Annotated in this window: 16 protein-coding genes and 2 pseudogenes; 17 read left to right on the top strand and 1 reads right to left on the bottom strand. The window is 39.4% G+C overall.

Annotation, left to right across the window (positions count from 1 at the left end):
- Positions 1 to 15: 15 nt before the first annotated feature.
- Positions 16 to 2,394, top strand: coding sequence for a TonB-dependent receptor family protein (locus tag FIM44_RS06300; protein WP_140579450.1), 2,379 nt, complete (start codon positions 16 to 18; stop codon positions 2,392 to 2,394).
- 10 nt (positions 2,395 to 2,404) lie between these two features.
- Here the strand turns inward: FIM44_RS06300 and FIM44_RS06295 are convergent, their stop codons facing one another.
- Positions 2,405 to 3,025 (bottom strand): M48 family metallopeptidase, encoded by a 621-nt coding sequence (locus tag FIM44_RS06295; RefSeq protein ID WP_140579449.1) that lies wholly within the window; start codon positions 3,023 to 3,025, stop codon positions 2,405 to 2,407.
- An 81-nt stretch (positions 3,026 to 3,106) separates the two neighbouring features.
- Between FIM44_RS06295 and FIM44_RS06290 the strand changes: the two genes are divergently transcribed.
- The 16 genes and pseudogenes from FIM44_RS06290 to FIM44_RS08840 all read left to right on the top strand — a co-directional run.
- Complete coding sequence (locus FIM44_RS06290) at positions 3,107 to 3,943, top strand: glycosyltransferase family 25 protein (RefSeq protein ID WP_140579448.1); 837 nt, start codon at positions 3,107 to 3,109, stop codon at positions 3,941 to 3,943.
- 82 nt (positions 3,944 to 4,025) lie between these two features.
- Positions 4,026 to 5,060, top strand: a complete 1,035-nt coding sequence (locus FIM44_RS06285) for a bifunctional 3,4-dihydroxy-2-butanone 4-phosphate synthase/GTP cyclohydrolase II (RefSeq protein WP_140579447.1) — start codon at positions 4,026 to 4,028, stop codon at positions 5,058 to 5,060.
- 202 nt (positions 5,061 to 5,262) lie between these two features.
- Entirely contained in the window at positions 5,263 to 5,985 is a 723-nt protein-coding gene (locus FIM44_RS06280; RefSeq protein ID WP_238699608.1) for a DUF3943 domain-containing protein, read from the top strand.
- Positions 5,986 to 6,105: 120 nt separating this feature from the next.
- Positions 6,106 to 6,684, top strand: coding sequence for a GTP cyclohydrolase II (gene ribA / locus FIM44_RS06275; RefSeq protein ID WP_140579445.1), 579 nt, complete (start codon positions 6,106 to 6,108; stop codon positions 6,682 to 6,684).
- A 75-nt stretch (positions 6,685 to 6,759) separates the two neighbouring features.
- Positions 6,760 to 6,980, top strand: a pseudogene (locus tag FIM44_RS06270) (MoaD/ThiS family protein).
- The gene (locus FIM44_RS06265) at positions 6,981 to 7,418 is read left to right on the top strand and encodes a molybdopterin synthase catalytic subunit (protein ID WP_140579444.1); all 438 of its coding nucleotides are present in this window, start codon (positions 6,981 to 6,983) and stop codon (positions 7,416 to 7,418) included. It abuts the pseudogene before it with no gap.
- A gap of 12 nt (positions 7,419 to 7,430) precedes the next feature.
- The gene (mog, locus tag FIM44_RS06260; protein ID WP_140579443.1) at positions 7,431 to 7,961 is read left to right on the top strand and encodes a molybdopterin adenylyltransferase; all 531 of its coding nucleotides are present in this window, start codon (positions 7,431 to 7,433) and stop codon (positions 7,959 to 7,961) included.
- 8 nt (positions 7,962 to 7,969) lie between these two features.
- Positions 7,970 to 8,446, top strand: coding sequence for a cyclic pyranopterin monophosphate synthase MoaC (gene moaC / locus FIM44_RS06255; RefSeq protein ID WP_140579442.1), 477 nt, complete (start codon positions 7,970 to 7,972; stop codon positions 8,444 to 8,446).
- Between the two features lie 118 nt (positions 8,447 to 8,564).
- Positions 8,565 to 9,347: a flagellar sheath lipoprotein HpaA gene (hpaA, locus tag FIM44_RS06250; protein ID WP_140579441.1), complete on the top strand. Its 783-nt coding sequence runs from the start codon at positions 8,565 to 8,567 to the stop codon at positions 9,345 to 9,347.
- A 25-nt stretch (positions 9,348 to 9,372) separates the two neighbouring features.
- Positions 9,373 to 10,209 (top strand): outer membrane protein, encoded by an 837-nt coding sequence (locus FIM44_RS06245; protein ID WP_140579440.1) that lies wholly within the window; start codon positions 9,373 to 9,375, stop codon positions 10,207 to 10,209.
- 112 nt (positions 10,210 to 10,321) lie between these two features.
- Positions 10,322 to 11,677 carry a trigger factor gene (tig, locus tag FIM44_RS06240; RefSeq protein WP_140579439.1) on the top strand — a complete coding sequence of 452 codons (1,356 nt, stop codon included), beginning with the start codon at positions 10,322 to 10,324 and terminating at the stop codon, positions 11,675 to 11,677.
- A gap of 20 nt (positions 11,678 to 11,697) precedes the next feature.
- Positions 11,698 to 12,285, top strand: coding sequence for an ATP-dependent Clp endopeptidase proteolytic subunit ClpP (clpP, locus tag FIM44_RS06235; RefSeq protein WP_000540571.1), 588 nt, complete (start codon positions 11,698 to 11,700; stop codon positions 12,283 to 12,285).
- A gap of 4 nt (positions 12,286 to 12,289) precedes the next feature.
- The gene (def, locus tag FIM44_RS06230) at positions 12,290 to 12,817 is read left to right on the top strand and encodes a peptide deformylase (RefSeq protein ID WP_128066228.1); all 528 of its coding nucleotides are present in this window, start codon (positions 12,290 to 12,292) and stop codon (positions 12,815 to 12,817) included.
- A gap of 2 nt (positions 12,818 to 12,819) precedes the next feature.
- Positions 12,820 to 14,340, top strand: coding sequence for a YifB family Mg chelatase-like AAA ATPase (locus FIM44_RS06225; RefSeq protein WP_140579438.1), 1,521 nt, complete (start codon positions 12,820 to 12,822; stop codon positions 14,338 to 14,340).
- A 24-nt stretch (positions 14,341 to 14,364) separates the two neighbouring features.
- Positions 14,365 to 16,425: a heavy metal translocating P-type ATPase gene (locus FIM44_RS06220; protein WP_140579437.1), complete on the top strand. Its 2,061-nt coding sequence runs from the start codon at positions 14,365 to 14,367 to the stop codon at positions 16,423 to 16,425.
- Positions 16,426 to 16,472: 47 nt separating this feature from the next.
- Positions 16,473 to 16,576, top strand: a pseudogene (locus FIM44_RS08840) (restriction endonuclease subunit S); the annotation flags it as partial.

Genomic DNA, 16,576 nt, shown 5'->3' with positions numbered 1-16,576 from the left:
AGAAAGGTTATCATAATGAATGGTTATTTGAGGGTAAAAACCCCGTATTTTTTAGCGTTGGTCGTTTTGACTTTTTGGACTTTTAGTTCTTGTATGATTGCAAAAGATAAGCACCATTTTTTAAAAAAAGTTACAACCACCGAGCAAAAATTCAATTCCAGCGCGCCGCTTTCATATCAAAGCGAAGAGGTGCGTAATTCCACAAGCTCTCGCACCGTGATTTCCAACAAAGAACTCAAAAAAACGGGTAATTTGAATATTGAAAACGCTTTGCAAAATGTGCCAGGGATCCAAATCAGAGACGCTACAGGCACAGGCGTGTTGCCTAAAATTTCGGTGCGCGGTTTTGGTGGGGGCGGTAACGGGCATAGCAATACGGGCATGATTTTAGTCAATGGTATCCCCATTTATGGTGCGCCGTATTCTAATATTGAACTAGCGATTTTCCCTGTTACTTTCCAATCAGTAGATAGGATTGATGTGATTAAGGGGGGAACGAGCGTGCGATATGGCCCTAACACTTTTGGAGGCGTGGTGAATATCATCACTAAAGAAATCCCTAAAGAGTGGGAAAATCAAGCGGCTGAAAGGATCACTTTTTGGGGGCGATCCTCTAATGGGAATTTTGTAGATCCTAAAGAAAAAGGCAAGCCTTTAGCCCAAACTTTAGGCAATCAGATGCTGTTTAACACTTACGGGCGGACGGCTGGAATGTTTGGTAAGCATGTAGGAATTAGCATGCAGGGCAATTGGATTAATGGGCAAGGTTTCAGGCAAAACAGCCCTACAAAGGTGCAAAACTACTTGCTTGATGCGATCTATAAGATTAATGCGACCAATACTTTTAAAGCTTATTACCAGTATTACCAATACAACTCTTACCACCCAGGCACTTTGAGTGCACAAGATTATGCCTATAACCGCTTCATTAATGAGCGCCCTGACAATCAAGATGGAGGGCGAGCCAAGCGCTTTGGGATCGTGTATTTAAATTATTTTGGCGATCCGGATAGGAAAGTGGGGGGAGATTTTAAATTCACTTATTTCACGCATGACATGAGCAGGGATTTTGGGTTTTCCAACCAATACCAAAGCGTGTATATGAGCAGTCAAAACAAGATTTTACCCTTTAAAGGCAAGGGAGAAATTAGCGCAAAAAACCCTAATTGCGGTTTGTATTCTTATAGCGACACGAATAGCCCTTGTTGGCAATTTTTTGACAATATCCGCCGATTCGTAGTGAATGCCTTTGAGCCAAAACTCAATCTAGTCGTTAATACCGGTAAAGTCAAACAAACTTTTAATATGGGAATGCGCTTTTTAACTGAAGATTTATACCGCCGATCCACCACCAGGAAAAACCCTAGCACGCCTAATAATGGGAGTGGTTTTGATGCAGGAACTTCAATTAATAATTTCAATAATTATACCGCTGTGTATGTCAGCGATGAAATCAATTTCAATAACGGCATGCTAACGATCACGCCGGGCTTGAGATACACTTTTTTAAATTACGAAAAAAAAGACGCTCCCCCTTTTAAAGCAGGTCAAACAGGAAAAACCACGAAAGAGCGTTATAACCAATATAATCCGGCAGTGAATATCGGCTATAAACCCCTTAAGGATTGGTTGTTTTATTTCAATTATCAAAGGAGCTACATTCCGCCCCAATTCAGCAATATCGGTAATTTTGTAGGCACAAGCACGGATTATTTTCAGATCTTTAATGTCATGGAGGGCGGTTCAAGATATTATTTTAACAATCAAGTGAGTTTTAACGCGAATTATTTTGTGATTTTTGCGAATAACTATTTTACCGGGCGCTATGGGGATAATAGAGAGCCGGTCAATGCGAGATCGCAAGGCGTGGAGCTGGAACTCTACTACACGCCTATTAGGGGGCTTAATTTCCATGCGGCCTACACTTTCATAGACGCTGTTATCACAAGCCACACGATGGTTACTAACCCTGCCAACCCTAAAGGGCCTAAAAAAGATATTTTTGGCAAAAAACTCCCTTTTGTCAGCCCGCACCAGTTTATTCTAGACGCGAGTTACACTTACGCTAAAACCACGATTGGGTTGAGCTCTTTCTTTTATAGCACGGCTTATAGCGATGTGTTAAACACCGTGCCTTTTACAGAATACGCGCCCACGATCAAAAACGGCGCTATCACTACCAAAACAGCGGGCATGACGCCGTGGTATTGGGTGTGGAATTTGCAAATTTCTAGCGTTTTGTGGGAACGCAAAAATCAAAGCGTTAATGCGAGCTTGCAAATCAATAACATTTTTAACATGAAATATTGGTTTAGCGGGATAGGCACTAGCCCTAATGGGAAAGAAGCCGCGCCTCCTAGAAGCATCACAGCGTATGTGAGCTATCATTTTTAAGGTTTAATCTTTATGGCCGTAGCTGTTTGAGCAGTTGGGTGTAAAAAACAACCCTTTGTTTTAAATGCTCTCTTAGAGCGCGGTAGTTAGGGCAAAAGATTTCCACGCAACGCCAGAAATTTTTAGAATGGTTTTTGTGGATCGTGTGGGCGAGTTCATGGATGATGATATAATCAATCGCTTCTTTTTGGGCGCAAACCAATAATAATGCAAAACTCAAGCGGTTATGATAAGAGCAACTCCCCAAAACTTTAGCGTTGTTTCTGACGCTAAAATGGGTGTATGAAGTTTGCATTTTTTGAGCGATCAAAGGGAGTTTCTGCTCCAAATAAGTTTTTAAGATTTTTTTAAGCTCTGTTAGGGTGTAATCGTTGGCGTTTTTCACCTCATCAAACACAAGGATTTTGTTTTGATAGGTTTCTAGGCGCGAGTGTAAAAGGGAGTATTTTTCTTGCATGGCTGAAAGGGTTTTTTTGAGCCAAGCTTCTTGTTCTTTTAAAAAAGCATGCGCTCTATTTTGAGAGCAAGAATCAGGCATTTTTAGAATCACTTCTAAAGAGGGCGTGATATTCAAGCTCAGGGTTTTGATTTTTTTACTTTTTTGAATGGTAATAGGAATATCATCTAACATGATGCGTATTTTACTAAAATTTGCGCTAGAATGTGAGTCTATTTAATATTGATTTTATTTGTATTAAGAATTAAGGCTAACATGCGTGTTTTTATTATTCATTTAAGCCCAAAAACCTGTCACAATTTTTCTTTAAAAGAAACTCATATAACCCCCCTTTTAGAGAGCCTTAAACTTCAAGGGATCTCTTATGAAATTTTTGATGCGATCTATTCTAAAATCTCTCCCACTCAATTACACCCCTCGATTTTAGAGCATTTGCACCCTTCTTTTATAATTGAAGATTTATGGGCTTTTTGTAAAAATGAAAAACACCCCCCTTGCATGTTAAAAAATTTCTTTTACGCGCTCAAGCATTGCGGGAAGAGGATGGGGTTTGGGGAGCTTGGGTGCTATGCGAGCCATTATTCGTTGTGGCAAAAATGCATAGAGCTCAATGAAGCGATCTGTATTTTAGAAGACGATATTGTTTTAAAAGAGCGTTTTAAAGAGAGCCTGGAGTTTTGTGATAAACACATCAACGAATTAGGCTATATCCGTTTGATGCATTTAGAAGAAAATGTGGCTAAACAAAAAACTCCCATTAGAGGGGTTTCTCAAATCTTAAATTTTAAAGATGGCATTGGCACTCAAGGGTATGTTTTAGCCCCAAAAGCTGCGCAAAAATTGTTGAAATACAGTGCGAAAGAATGGGTGATGCCTATAGATTGCGTGATGGATAGGCATTATTGGCATGGGGTCAAAAACTATGTGTTAGAAGAATTTGCGATTGCTTGCGATGGAATGAATACTCAAAATTCCAACACAGAAAAACAAAGGTCTAAAAAATTACCTTTAAGCATCAGGATTGGCCGTTTTTTGCATAAAAGCGCAATTAAACAATGGAATATTTTGAAATCATTTTTTCCCCATCAATAATCAAATAATAATCGTTATTAAACATGCTATATTTCTTTTTTCTATAAAACTAAATATTATTGAATAAAACTAGGGAGTTAGAATGATCTTAAAACGAGTTGCTGAAGCTTTAGAAGCGTATAAAAATGGCGAAATGCTTATTGTCATGGACGATGAAGACAGAGAAAATGAGGGGGATTTGGTTTTGGCTGGGATTTTTTCTACCCCTGAGAAAATCAATTTCATGGCCACGCATGCTAGGGGGTTGATTTGCGTGTCTTTAACCAAAGATTTAGCGAAAAAATTTGAATTACCTCCTATGGTTAGCGTGAATGATTCTAATCATGAGACCGCTTTCACGGTTTCCATTGACGCTAAAGAAGCCAAAACCGGGATTTCTGCTTTTGAAAGGCATTTGACGATTGAATTGTTGTGTAAAGACACCACCAAACCGAGCGATTTTGTGCGCCCGGGGCATATTTTCCCTTTGATCGCAAAAGATGGAGGCGTGTTAGCGCGCACGGGCCATACTGAAGCGAGCGTGGATTTATGCAAATTAGCTGGATTAAAGCCCGTGAGCGTGATTTGTGAAATCATGAAAGAAGACGGCTCTATGGCGAGGAGAGGGGATAAATTTTTGAGCGACTTTGCCCTTAAGCATAATCTTAAAACCCTCTATGTCTCTGATTTGATTAGCTATCGTTTGGAAAATGAAAGTTTGCTGAAAATGTTTTGCCAAGAAGAAAGGGAATTTTTAAAACACCAAACGCAATGCTACACTTTTTTAGACCACCAGCAAAAAAACCATTACGCTTTTAAATTTAAAGGCACAAAAAACCATGATTTGGCCCCTTTAGTGCGTTTCCACCCTATCAAAGAGGATTTTGATTTTTTAACGACCGGTGCGTTTGAAGTGTTTTTTAAAGCGTTAGAATATTTGAAGTGCGAAGGGGGTTATTTGATCTTTATGAACACCCATTCCAAAGAAAACAATATCGTTAAAGATTTTGGGATAGGGGCGTTAGTGTTAAAAAATTTGGGGATAAAGGATTTCAGGCTTTTAAGCTCTTCTGAAGACAGGCAGTATAAGGCTTTGAGCGGGTTTGGGCTTAAGCTTGTAGAAACGATTAGCCTTTGAGGCTTGTTCAGTTTCATTGAATGTGTTGTGATGTTTTTAAGGTATAATAAACTCTTTTAAGTCAAGCAATAAAGTTTGCAACCTGATGAGAGTAATAATAGAATTTATGCTGATTTCATTAAAAACATTCCTAAAAATATTATTGAAAATATTCCTAAAAACCTTCCAAAAGATTTGGGTAGTTTGCGTTGTTATTTGGGGGTTGGGCTGTAGTTTTTTAAACGCTAACAGCATTCAATTAGAAGAAACGCTCAGACGAAATCCTAAAAATCTTATTTGGCAACACTTTAAAAAGAAGTTTAAAAAGAGCAACACGATCCCTTATGCCCCAAACAGCCGTTGGAAATATTTAGGCACGAGCATAGGGATTTTAGGCGTGTCTTTGGTGATAGGGATTGTGGGGCTGTATCTCATGCCAGAGAGCGTAACGAATTGGGATAGAGAAAAGTTTGGGATCAAAAGCTGGTTTGAAAATGTCCGCATGGGGCCAAAACTGGACAATGATAGTTTTATTTTCAATGAAATTTTGCACCCTTATTTTGGGGCTATGTATTATATGCAACCGCGCATGGCTGGGTTTAGTTGGATGGCATCAGCGTTTTTTTCTTTTATCACTTCTACGCTTTTTTGGGAATATGGCTTGGAAGCGTTTGTGGAAGTGCCTAGCTGGCAGGATTTAGTGATTACGCCCTTATTAGGCTCCATTTTAGGGGAAGGGTTTTATCAGCTCACGCGCTATATCCAACGCAACGAAGGCAAGCTTTTTGGCTCTTTATTTTTAGGGCGTTTAGCCATCGCTCTTATGGATCCTATCGGTTTTGTGATTAGGGATTTAGGGCTTGGGGAAGCTTTAGGGATTTACAATAAACATGAATTCCGTTCTAGCTTAAACCCTAATGGTTTGAATTTGACTTACAAATTTTAAAGGAGTAATCCATATCAAGCGGTTTTAAAAACATTTTTATCGGCGCACAAATGATAAAGAGTTTTGATAGAATACCTTTTTTTAAAAGATGCGTTTTTAAAACCAATTTTAGGAGTATCCTTGAAACGATTAGAAGTTTCTAACCAAGCCAAATTACCCACTCAATTTGGGGAGTTTTGTATCCAGTGTTTTAGAGAAAAAGGTTCTAATGGCTCTAAAGATCATTTAGTGGTTTTCACCCCTAATTTTTCTCAAAACCCCTTAGTGCGTTTGCATTCAGAATGCTTGACCGGCGACGCTCTAGGCTCTCAAAAATGCGATTGCGGGGGGGCGTTGCAAATGGCGTTAGAAAGGATTTCTAAAGAAGGGGGGCTAGTGATTTATTTGCGCCAAGAAGGGCGTGGGATAGGGCTATTTAATAAAGTCAATGCCTACGCTTTGCAAGATAAGGGCTATGATACCATTCAAGCCAATGAAATGATAGGGTTTAAAGACGATGAAAGGGATTATAGTGTTGCGGGTGAAATTTTAGAATATTACGGCATTAAAAAAATGCGCTTACTCACAAACAACCCTCTAAAAATCGCCGCTTTAGAAAAATACGCTGAAATAACAAGAGAGAGCTTGATCGTGTGCGCTAATGAGCACAATCAAGGGTATTTGGAAGTCAAAAAGCTCAAAATGGGGCATTTGTTGTGAAAATTATGAGCGCTTTAAAGAGATTTTAAAAATATTAAAATCATGCTTTTAAAAGATTTAATATAAGGGTAAATGATGGTAGAAGTGCGATTTTTTGGACCCATAAAAGAAGAAAATTTTTTCATCAAAGCGAGTGATTTAAAGGAATTGAGAGCGATTTTACAGGAAAAAGAGGGTTTAAAAGAGTGGTTGGCGTTTGCGCGATAGCCCTTAATGATCATTTGATAGACAATTTAAACACGCCTTTAAAAGATGGCGATGTGATCAGTTTGTTGCCACCGGTTTATGGGGGCTAGGTGTTAGAAATCATTCAAGGGGTATTAGACACTGACAAGCTTTTAAAAGCCTACCAAGAGGAAGCTTGCACGAAAAACTTTGGAGCGTTTTGTGTGTTTGTTGGGATTGTGAGAAAAGAGGATAACATTCAAGGCTTGAGTTTTGATATTTATGAAGCGCTCTTAAAGACTTGGTTTGAAAAATGGCACCATAAAGCCAAAGATTTGGGCGTGGTGTTGAAAATGGCGCACAGCTTGGGCGATGTTTTGATAGGACAAAGCTCATTTTTATGCGTTTTAATGGGAAAGAATAGAAAAAATGCCTTAGAACTATACGAGGATTTTATTGAAGATTTTAAACATAACGCCCCTATTTGGAAATACGATTTAATCCATAATCAACGCATCTACGCTAAAGAAAGAAACCACCTCTTAAAAGGGAGTGGGCTTTTAGCTTAAAAAGGAGTTCAAATGCAAACGATTCATATAGGCGTTTTGAGCGCGAGCGACAGAGCGTCAAAAGGGATTTATGAAGATTTAAGCGGTAAGGCAATACGAGAAGTGTTGAGCGAATACCTGCTCAATCCTTTAAAATTTCATTATGAAATTGTCGCTGATGAAAGGGATTTGATTGAAAAATCACTGATTAAAATGTGCGATGAATACCAATGCGATCTAGTCGTTACTACAGGAGGCACAGGCCCTGCTTTAAGAGACATAACCCCAGAAGCCACAGAAAAAGTGTGCCAAAAAATGCTTCCTGGTTTTGGAGAGCTTATGCGAATGACTAGCTTAAAATATGTGCCTACAGCGATTCTATCGCGCCAGAGCGCTGGCATTAGGAATAAGAGTTTGATCATTAATCTTCCTGGTAAGCCAAAAAGCATTAGAGAATGCTTAGAAGCGGTTTTTCCAGCGATTCCTTATTGTGTGGATTTGATTTTAGGGAATTATATGCAAGTGAATGAAAAAAACATTCAAGCGTTTCGCCCCAAACAATAAGGTAAAAAATGCCGCTCACTCATTTGAATGAAGAAAATCAGCCTAAAATGGTGGATATAGGGGATAAGCAAACCACTGAAAGAATCGCTTTGGCAAGCGGTCGTATCAGCATGAATAAAGAGGCTTATGACGCTATTGTTAATCATTGCGTCAAAAAGGGTCCGGTGTTACAAACTGCTATTATTGCTGGGATTATGGGGGCTAAAAAGACAAGCGAGCTCATTCCCATGTGCCATTCAATCATGCTCAATGGGGTGGATATTGATATTTTAGAAGAAAAAGAGACTTGCAGCTTTAAACTCTATGCGAGAGTCAAAACTCAAGCTAAAACGGGCGTAGAAATGGAAGCGCTAATGAGTGTGAGCATAGGGATTTTAACCATTTATGACATGGTGAAAGCCATTGATAAGAGCATGACAATTAGCGGTGTGATGTTGGAGCATAAAAGTGGAGGCAAAAGCGGGGATTATAACGCTAAAAAATAGAAAAAGACTGATAATCTAAAGATGTTAGGGTAAAATAACATTTTGACAACAAAAGCGTGTTGGTTGCTTCGGGTTTGTTGTTATAGAAGTCTAAAATATTACAATCAAGGATAGAACGATGAAAGCAAATAATCATTTTAAAGATTTTGCATGGAAAAAATGCCTTTTAGGTGCGAGCGTGGTGGTTTTGTTAGTGGGATGCAGCCCGCATATTATTGAAACCAATGAAGTCACTTTGAAGTTGAATTACCATCCAGCTAGCGAGAAAGTTCAAGCGTTAGATGAAAAGATTCTGCTTTTAAGGCCGGCTTTTCAATATAGCGATAATATTGCTAAAGAGTATGAAAACAAATTCAAGAATCAAACCGCGCTCAAGGTTGAACAGATTTTGCAAAATCAGGGCTATAAGGTTATTAATGTAGATAGCAGCGATAAAGACGATCTTTCTTTTTCGCAAAAAAAAGAAGGGTATTTGGTCGTCGCTATGAATGGCGAAATTGTTTTACGCCCCGATCCTAAAAGGACCATACAGAAAAAATCAGAACCTGGGTTATTATTCTCCACTGGTTTGGATAAAATGGAAGGGGTTTTAATCCCGGCCGGGTTTATCAAGGTTACTATATTAGAGCCTATGAGTGGGGAATCTTTAGATTCTTTTACGATGGATTTGAGCGAGTTGGACATCCAAGAAAAATTCTTAAAAACCACCCATTCAACCCATAGCGGGGGGTTAGTTAGCACTATGGTTAAGGGAACGGATAATTCTAATGATGCGATCAAGAGCGCTTTGAATAAGATTTTTGCAAATATCATGCAAGAAATAGACAAAAAACTCACTCAAAAGAATTTAGAATCTTATCAAAAAGACGCCAAGGAATTGAAAAACAAGAGAAACCGATAAAAACAAAATACACACAAGAGAACGCTTGAACAAACTGCTTAAAGAGGGGTTTTTAGCGTTCTTTTTGAGCGTGTATTTAAGATCTGATGATCTGGTTACTTACACCATCATCAAAGAAAAAGATCTAGGATACCAGCGGTTTTTAGCAAAGAAGTGTTTAAGGGGCAAGGTCCATTCTCCATGTTTTGCTGAGCCTAAAAAGCCCAAGAAAAAACTTTTTAACACAGACAAAAGTTCCCATTATTACGGCACAAGCGTGGTGCAAATGTCATGGCTACAGAGTAGGGAAAAATTTGAAAACCATTCAAAATACCGAGACATTCCTTTTGCTGAAGTCAGTTTGATTTATGGCTATAAACAATTTTTTCCTAAAAAAGAGCGTTATGGTTTGTGCTTTTACATTTCTTTGGATTATGCCTATGGTTTTTTTCTTAAAAATAAAGGCGTATTGGGCGATAGTTTGAGGGAGAGTTCGCAGATCCCTAAAAGCTATAGAGAAAAATTGCAAAGGAAAGAGACTTTTATTAACGCTATTTTTTATGGCGTGGGAGCTGACTTTTTATACAAACGCGCTTTTGGAACGCTGATTTTAGGGATGAATCTCGTGGGAGAAACCTGGTTTTATGAAACAAGGATTTTTAAAAAGTGGGCTAAAGATCCTTCAAGCATCTATCACCCTTACATGTTTCAAGTGATGTTGAATGTGGGGTATCGTTACCGCTTTTCAAGGTATAAGAATTGGGCGATAGAATTTGGCGTGCGCATCCCCTTTTTAACCAATGATTATTTTAAAACCCCTTTATACACCCTTCACTTTAAGCGCAATATTTCTGTCTATCTCACTTCAACCTATGATTTTTAGTTTTTTAAATTTTTGAAAACTAGAATTAAAACCGCTTTTTATAAACCGGAATTAAAACAAATTAAGCTATAATGATACAAAAATTTAATTTTTTAACCATTTAAGGAAAAAAATGAATCTTGAAGTGAAAAAGATTGACACCGCTAACGCCCGTTTGAGCGCTAAACCTTCCGTTGAAAATTTAGAAAAGCGTTATGATAAAATCGCTCAAAAAATCGCCCAAAAAGTTAAAATTGATGGCTTTAGAAGAGGTAAAGTCCCCCTTAGTTTAGTGAAAACCCGTTATCAAGCCCAAATTGAACAAGACGCTCAAGAAGAAATGATTCAAGAGGTTTTAAAAAACGCTCTTAAAGAATTAGGGATTGAAAATAAGGATCTAATCGGTAGCCCCAATCTCACTAAATTTGAAAAAAAAGACACGCATTTTGAAATAGAAGCCAACATCGGCTTAAAACCCACGATTGTTTTAGACAAGATCAGAGAGTGCGTGCCTAGCGTGGGAGTGGAAATTCCAAATGAAGAAAAAATTGAAGAGCGTTTGAAACAGCTCGCTAAGGATTATGCGAAATTTGTGGATACTGACGCTCAAAGAAAAGCTCAAAACGACGATAAATTAACGATTGATTTTGAAGGCTTTATAGATAATGCGCCTTTTGAAGGGGGCAAGGCTGAGAATTTCAGTTTGATTTTAGGCAGTAAGCAAATGCTAGAAGATTTTGAAAAGGCTCTTTTAGGCATGCAAGCGGGCGAAGAAAAAGAATTCCCTTTGACTTTCCCTAGCGAATACCACGTAGAGCATTTAGCCGGCAAAGAAGCCCTTTTTAAAGTAAAATTACGCCAGATTCAAGCGCGTGAAGTGTTAGAAATCAATGACGAACTCGCTAAAATCGTGCTGGCTAATGAAGAGAATGCGACTTTAAAGCTTTTAAAAGAAAGGGTTGAAGGGCAGTTGTTTTTAGAAAATAAAGCCAGGCTCTATAATGAAGAGTTGAAAGAAAAATTGATTGAAAATTTAGATGAAAAGATTGTTTTTGATTTGCCTAAAACGATCATAGAGCAAGAAATGGATTTGTTATTCAGGAACGCTCTTTATTCCATGCAAGCTGAGGAAGTCAAATCCTTACAAGAAAGTCAAGAAAAAGCCAAAGAAAAGCGTGAGAGCTTTAGGAACGATGCGACAAAAAGCGTGAAAATCACTTTTATCATTGACGCTTTAGCGAAGGAAGAAAAAATTGGCGTGCATGACAATGAAGTCTTTCAAACTTTGTATTATGAAGCGATGATGACAGGGCAAAACCCAGAAAATCTCATTGAGCAATACCGCAAAAACAACATGTTAGCGGCGGTGAAAATGGCGATGATTGAAGATAGGGTGTTAGCTTATTTGTTGGATAAAAACCTGCCTAAAGAACAGCAAGAAATTTTAGAGAAAATGAGGCCTAACGCTCAAAAAACTCAAGTGGGTTGAACAGCTAAAAAGGAGAGATGATGGGATACATTCCTTATGTAATAGAGAATACCGATCGTGGGGAGCGTAGCTATGATATTTACTCGCGCCTTTTAAAGGATCGCATTGTTTTATTGAGCGGTGAGATCAATGATAGCGTGGCGTCTTCTATTGTGGCCCAACTCTTGTTTTTGGAAGCTGAAGACCCTGAAAAAGACATTGGCTTGTATATCAATTCTCCCGGTGGGGTGATAACAAGCGGTCTTAGCATTTATGACACCATGAATTTTATCCGCCCTGATGTTTCCACGATTTGCATTGGTCAAGCGGCTTCTATGGGGGCGTTTTTACTGAGCTGTGGGGCTAAGGGTAAGCGCTTTTCACTACCCCATTCAAGGATTATGATCCACCAGCCTTTAGGGGGGGCTCAAGGGCAAGCGAGCGATATTGAAATCATTTCTAATGAAATTCTCAGACTTAAAGGTTTGATGAATTCTATTTTGGCTCAAAACTCAGGGCAGAGCTTGGAGCAAATCGCTAAAGACACGGACAGGGATTTTTATATGAGCGCTAAAGAAGCTAAAGAATATGGCTTGATTGATAAAGTGTTAGAGAAAAATGTGAAGTGATTGCATGGCGTTATTAGAGATTATCCATTACCCTTCTAAAATTTTGAGAACGATTTCTAAAGAGGTCGTTTCTTTTGATTCAAAACTCCACCAACAGCTAGACGACATGCATGAAACCATGATCGCTAGTGAAGGGATAGGGTTAGCCGCTATTCAAGTGGGCTTGCCTTTAAGAATGCTCATTATCAATCTCCCGCAAGAAGACGGCGTGCAACACAAAGAAGACTGCTTGGAAATCATTAACCCTAAGTTTATAGAAACTGGGGGGTCAATGATGTATAGAGAGGGGTGCTTGTCTGTGCCGGGATTTTATGAAGAGGTGGAGCGTTTTGAAAAGGTTAAGATAGAGTATCAAAACCGCTTCGCTGAAGTGAAAGTTTTAGAAGCGAGCGAGCTGTTAGCGGTAGCCATTCAGCATGAGATCGATCATCTCAATGGCGTGTTATTCGTGGATAAATTATCCATTTTGAAGCGTAAGAAATTTGAAAAAGAATTAAAAGAATTAAGTAAAAATCCCAAAAACAAGTCCTAATCATGATTAACACGATATTTTGCGCGACTATGCAAAGGGGAGTGGCAGAAATCGTGGCTGTGGAAGCGACTTTCACAAGGGCTTTGCCGGCGTTTGTGATTTCAGGCTTGGCTAATAGCTCTATCCAAGAAGCCAAACAGCGCGTCCAATCGGCTTTACAAAATAACGATTTCACTTTCCCGCCTTTAAAAATCACCATCAACCTTTCCCCTTCAGATCTGCCTAAATCCGGGAGCCATTTTGATTTGCCTATCGCTCTTTTAATCGCTTTGCAAAAACAAGAGTTGGCTTTTAAAGAGTGGTTTGCTTTTGGGGAGTTAGGGCTTGATGGCAAGATCAAACCCAATTCTAACATTTTCCCCATGCTTTTAGACATTGCCATTAAGCACCCCCATGCTAAAGTCATTGCACCTAAAGCTAATGAGGAGCTTTTTTCGCTCATCCCTAATTTGCAATGCTTTTTTGTGGAGCATTTTAAAGAAGCTTTAGAAATCTTGCAAAACCCTGAAATCAAAGTAGACACCCACATGAAAAAATTACCCTTTAAAACGATAGAATTGAACGATAAAGAGTATTATTTTTCAGACACCTATGCCTTAGATTTTAAAGAAGTTAAGGGGCAAGCTGTCGCTAAAGAAGCCGCTTTGATCGCTAGCGCTGGGTTTCATAACTTGATTTTAGAGGGAAGTCCAGGGTGTGGGAAAAGCATGATCATTAATCGCATGCGTTATATCTTGCCTCCATTAAGCCTGAATGAAATCCTAGAAGCGACAAAATTACGCATTTTAAGCGAGCAAGACAGCGCCTATTACCCTTTAAGGAGTTTTAGAAACCCTCACCAAAGCGCTTCAAAATCCAGCATTTTAGGCTCAAGCTCTCTAAAAGAGCCAAAACCTGGCGAAATCGCGCTAGCGCATAACGGCATGCTTTTTTTTGATGAATTGCCTCATTTTAAAAAGGATATTTTGGAAGCTTTAAGAGAGCCTTTAGAAAACAATAAATTGGTGATCTCACGAGTGCATAGCAAGATTGAATACGAAACCTCTTTTTTATTTGTGGGGGCTCAAAACCCTTGCTTGTGCGGGAATTTACTCAGCGCAACCAAAGCATGCCGTTGCCAAGATAGAGAAATCACGCAGTATAAAAACCGCTTGAGCGAGCCTTTTTTGGACAGGATTGATTTGTTTGTGCAAATGGAAGAGGGGAATTATAAAGACACGCCGTCGCATTCTTGGACTTCAAAAGAGATGCATCAATTGGTGTTATTGGCTTTCAAACAGCAAAAATTAAGGAAACAGAGCGCTTTTAATGGTAAGCTTAATGAAGAGCAGATAGAACGATTTTGCCCTTTAAACGCTGAAGCACAAAAGTTGTTAGAGCAGGCGGTTGAAAGGTTTAATCTGTCCATGCGCTCTGTGAATAAGGTCAAAAAAGTCGCTAGAACGATTGCGGATTTAAACGCTTGCGAGAATATAGAAAAATCTCACATGCTTAAAGCGCTGAGTTTTAGAAAGATTTCTTAAAAGGATTTTTATAAGGGAGAGAAAATGCAAGAATACTACATTCATAATTTGGATTGCCCTGATTGCGCGTCTAAATTAGAAAGGGATTTAAACAAACTGGACTATGTGAAAAAAGCTCAAATCAATTTCAGCGCCAGTAGGTTGTTTTTGGACACGAGCGATTTTGAAAAGGTTAAGGCTTTCATCAAGCAAAATGAACCGCATTTGAGCCTGTCTTTTAAAGAAGCCGCAGAAAAGCCCTTGAGTTTTACGCCGTTCATTATTACGATCATTGTCTTTTTGGGCGCGATTTTAATCTTACACTTTGAGCCTAGCCCCTTTATTGAAAAAGCTATGTTTTTCGTGTTGGCTTTAGTGTATCTAGTGAGCGGTAAAGATGTGATTTTAGGGGCGTTTCGTGGGCTTAGGAAGGGGCAATTTTTTGATGAAAACGCTTTGATGCTCATTGCGACTATTGCGGCTTTTTGCGTGGGGGCTTATGAAGAGAGCGTGTCTATTATGGTGTTTTATTCAGCGGGCGAATTTTTGCAAAAACTCGCTGTCTCTCGCTCTAAAAAATCCCTTAAGGCTTTAGTGGATGTCGCTCCTAATTTGGCTTATTTGAAAAAGGGCGATGCGCTAGTGAGTGTCGCGCCTGAAGATTTAAAGATCAATGACATCGTGGTGGTGAAAGTCGGCGAAAAAGTGCCTGTGGATGGCGTGGTAGTCAAAGGCGAAAGTTTGCTAGATGAAAGGGCGTTGAGTGGGGAGTCTATGCCTATTAATGTCAGCGAACATTCTAAAGTTTTAGGGGGGAGCTTGAATTTAAAAGCCGTCCTTGAAATTAAAGTAGAAAAAATGTATAAAGATTCTTCTATCGCTAAAGTGGTGGATTTAGTCCAACAAGCCACGAATGAAAAGAGCGAAACGGAGAAATTTATCACTAAATTTTCACGCTACTACACCCCAAGCGTTTTATTCATTGCGTTAATGATCGCTGTATTACCGCCCTTGTTTTCTATGGGGAGCTTTGATGAATGGATTTATAGGGGGCTTGTGGCTTTAATGGTGAGCTGTCCTTGTGCGTTAGTGATTTCTGTGCCTTTAGGGTATTTTGGGGGCGTGGGAGCGGCGAGCCGAAAGGGCATTTTAATGAAAGGCGTGCATGTTTTAGAGGTGCTTACCCAAGCTAAAAGCATCGCCTTTGATAAAACCGGCACTTTGACTAAAGGCGTTTTTAAAGTAACAGATATTGTGCCACAAAACGGGCATTCTAAAGAAGAAGTTTTGCATTACGCTTCTTGTTCGCAGCTTTTATCCACGCACCCTATCGCTTTATCCATTCAAAAAGCATGCGAAGAAATGTTAAAGGACGATAAGCATCAGCATGACATTAAAAATTACGAAGAAGTGAGCGGGATGGGGGTTAAAGCGCAATGCCATACGGATTTAATCATCGCAGGGAATGAAAAAATGCTGGATCAATTCCATATCGCACACAGCCCTTCCAAAGAAAACGGCACGATCGTGCATGTGGCTTTCAACCAAACTTATATAGGCTATATCGTCATTAGCGATGAGATTAAAGATGACGCTATAGAGTGCTTAAGGGATTTAAAAGCGCAAGGGATAGAAAATTTTTGCATTTTGAGCGGGGACAGAAAAAGTGCGACTGAGAGCATCGCTCAAACTCTGGGCTGTGAATATTATGCGAGTTTGTTGCCTGAAGAAAAAACGAGCGTGTTTAAAACTTTTAAAGAACGCTATAAAGCCCCGGCGATTTTTGTAGGCGATGGCATCAATGACGCTCCGACTCTAGCGAGCGCTGATGTGGGGATTGGCATGGGGAAAGGCTCAGAATTGAGCAAGCAAAGCGCGGACATTGTGATCACCAATGACTCCTTAAATTCGTTAGTGAAAGTTTTAGCGATCGCTAAAAAAACTAAAAGCATTATTTGGCAAAATATCTTGTTTGCTTTGGGGATTAAAGCCGTTTTTATCGTGCTAGGGCTTATGGGGGTAGCGAGCTTGTGGGAAGCGGTCTTTGGCGATGTGGGGGTTACGCTTTTAGCCTTAGCCAATTCCATGCGCGCGATGAGGGCTTAGAGTGCCTTGATCTCATTGTCAGCCATTTGGAATCTTAAGGAAGCAGAATGCATAAAATAGAAAACCTGCTCCAAACTCTAGCACCTAAGGGGGTGGAGTTTAGGAAGTTGGGGGATATTGGGGAATTTTATAGCGGACTTGTTGGAAAAAG

Source organism: Helicobacter pylori, assembly GCF_006440215.1.
Classification (GTDB): Bacteria; Campylobacterota; Campylobacteria; order Campylobacterales; family Helicobacteraceae; genus Helicobacter; species Helicobacter pylori_CS.
Note: the sequence above shows the minus strand (reverse complement) of the source record. Positions and strands in the feature narration are given on the sequence as shown.

What these genes read in the sequence shown, in the direction of transcription:
- FIM44_RS06225 (WP_140579438.1), top strand. Translation starts at nt 12,820, where the DNA reads ATGATTAACACGATATTTTGCGCGACTATGCAAAGGGGAGTGGCAGAA.
- clpP (WP_000540571.1), top strand. Translation starts at nt 11,698, where the DNA reads ATGGGATACATTCCTTATGTAATAGAGAATACCGATCGTGGGGAGCGT.
- FIM44_RS06285 (WP_140579447.1), top strand. Translation starts at nt 4,026, where the DNA reads ATGATCTTAAAACGAGTTGCTGAAGCTTTAGAAGCGTATAAAAATGGC.
- hpaA (WP_140579441.1), top strand. Translation starts at nt 8,565, where the DNA reads ATGAAAGCAAATAATCATTTTAAAGATTTTGCATGGAAAAAATGCCTT.
- FIM44_RS06295 (WP_140579449.1), bottom strand. Translation starts at nt 3,025, where the DNA reads ATGTTAGATGATATTCCTATTACCATTCAAAAAAGTAAAAAAATCAAA.
- def (WP_128066228.1), top strand. Translation starts at nt 12,290, where the DNA reads ATGGCGTTATTAGAGATTATCCATTACCCTTCTAAAATTTTGAGAACG.
- FIM44_RS06290 (WP_140579448.1), top strand. Translation starts at nt 3,107, where the DNA reads ATGCGTGTTTTTATTATTCATTTAAGCCCAAAAACCTGTCACAATTTT.
- FIM44_RS06300 (WP_140579450.1), top strand. Translation starts at nt 16, where the DNA reads ATGAATGGTTATTTGAGGGTAAAAACCCCGTATTTTTTAGCGTTGGTC.
- FIM44_RS06220 (WP_140579437.1), top strand. Translation starts at nt 14,365, where the DNA reads ATGCAAGAATACTACATTCATAATTTGGATTGCCCTGATTGCGCGTCT.
- tig (WP_140579439.1), top strand. Translation starts at nt 10,322, where the DNA reads ATGAATCTTGAAGTGAAAAAGATTGACACCGCTAACGCCCGTTTGAGC.
- moaC (WP_140579442.1), top strand. Translation starts at nt 7,970, where the DNA reads ATGCCGCTCACTCATTTGAATGAAGAAAATCAGCCTAAAATGGTGGAT.
- mog (WP_140579443.1), top strand. Translation starts at nt 7,431, where the DNA reads ATGCAAACGATTCATATAGGCGTTTTGAGCGCGAGCGACAGAGCGTCA.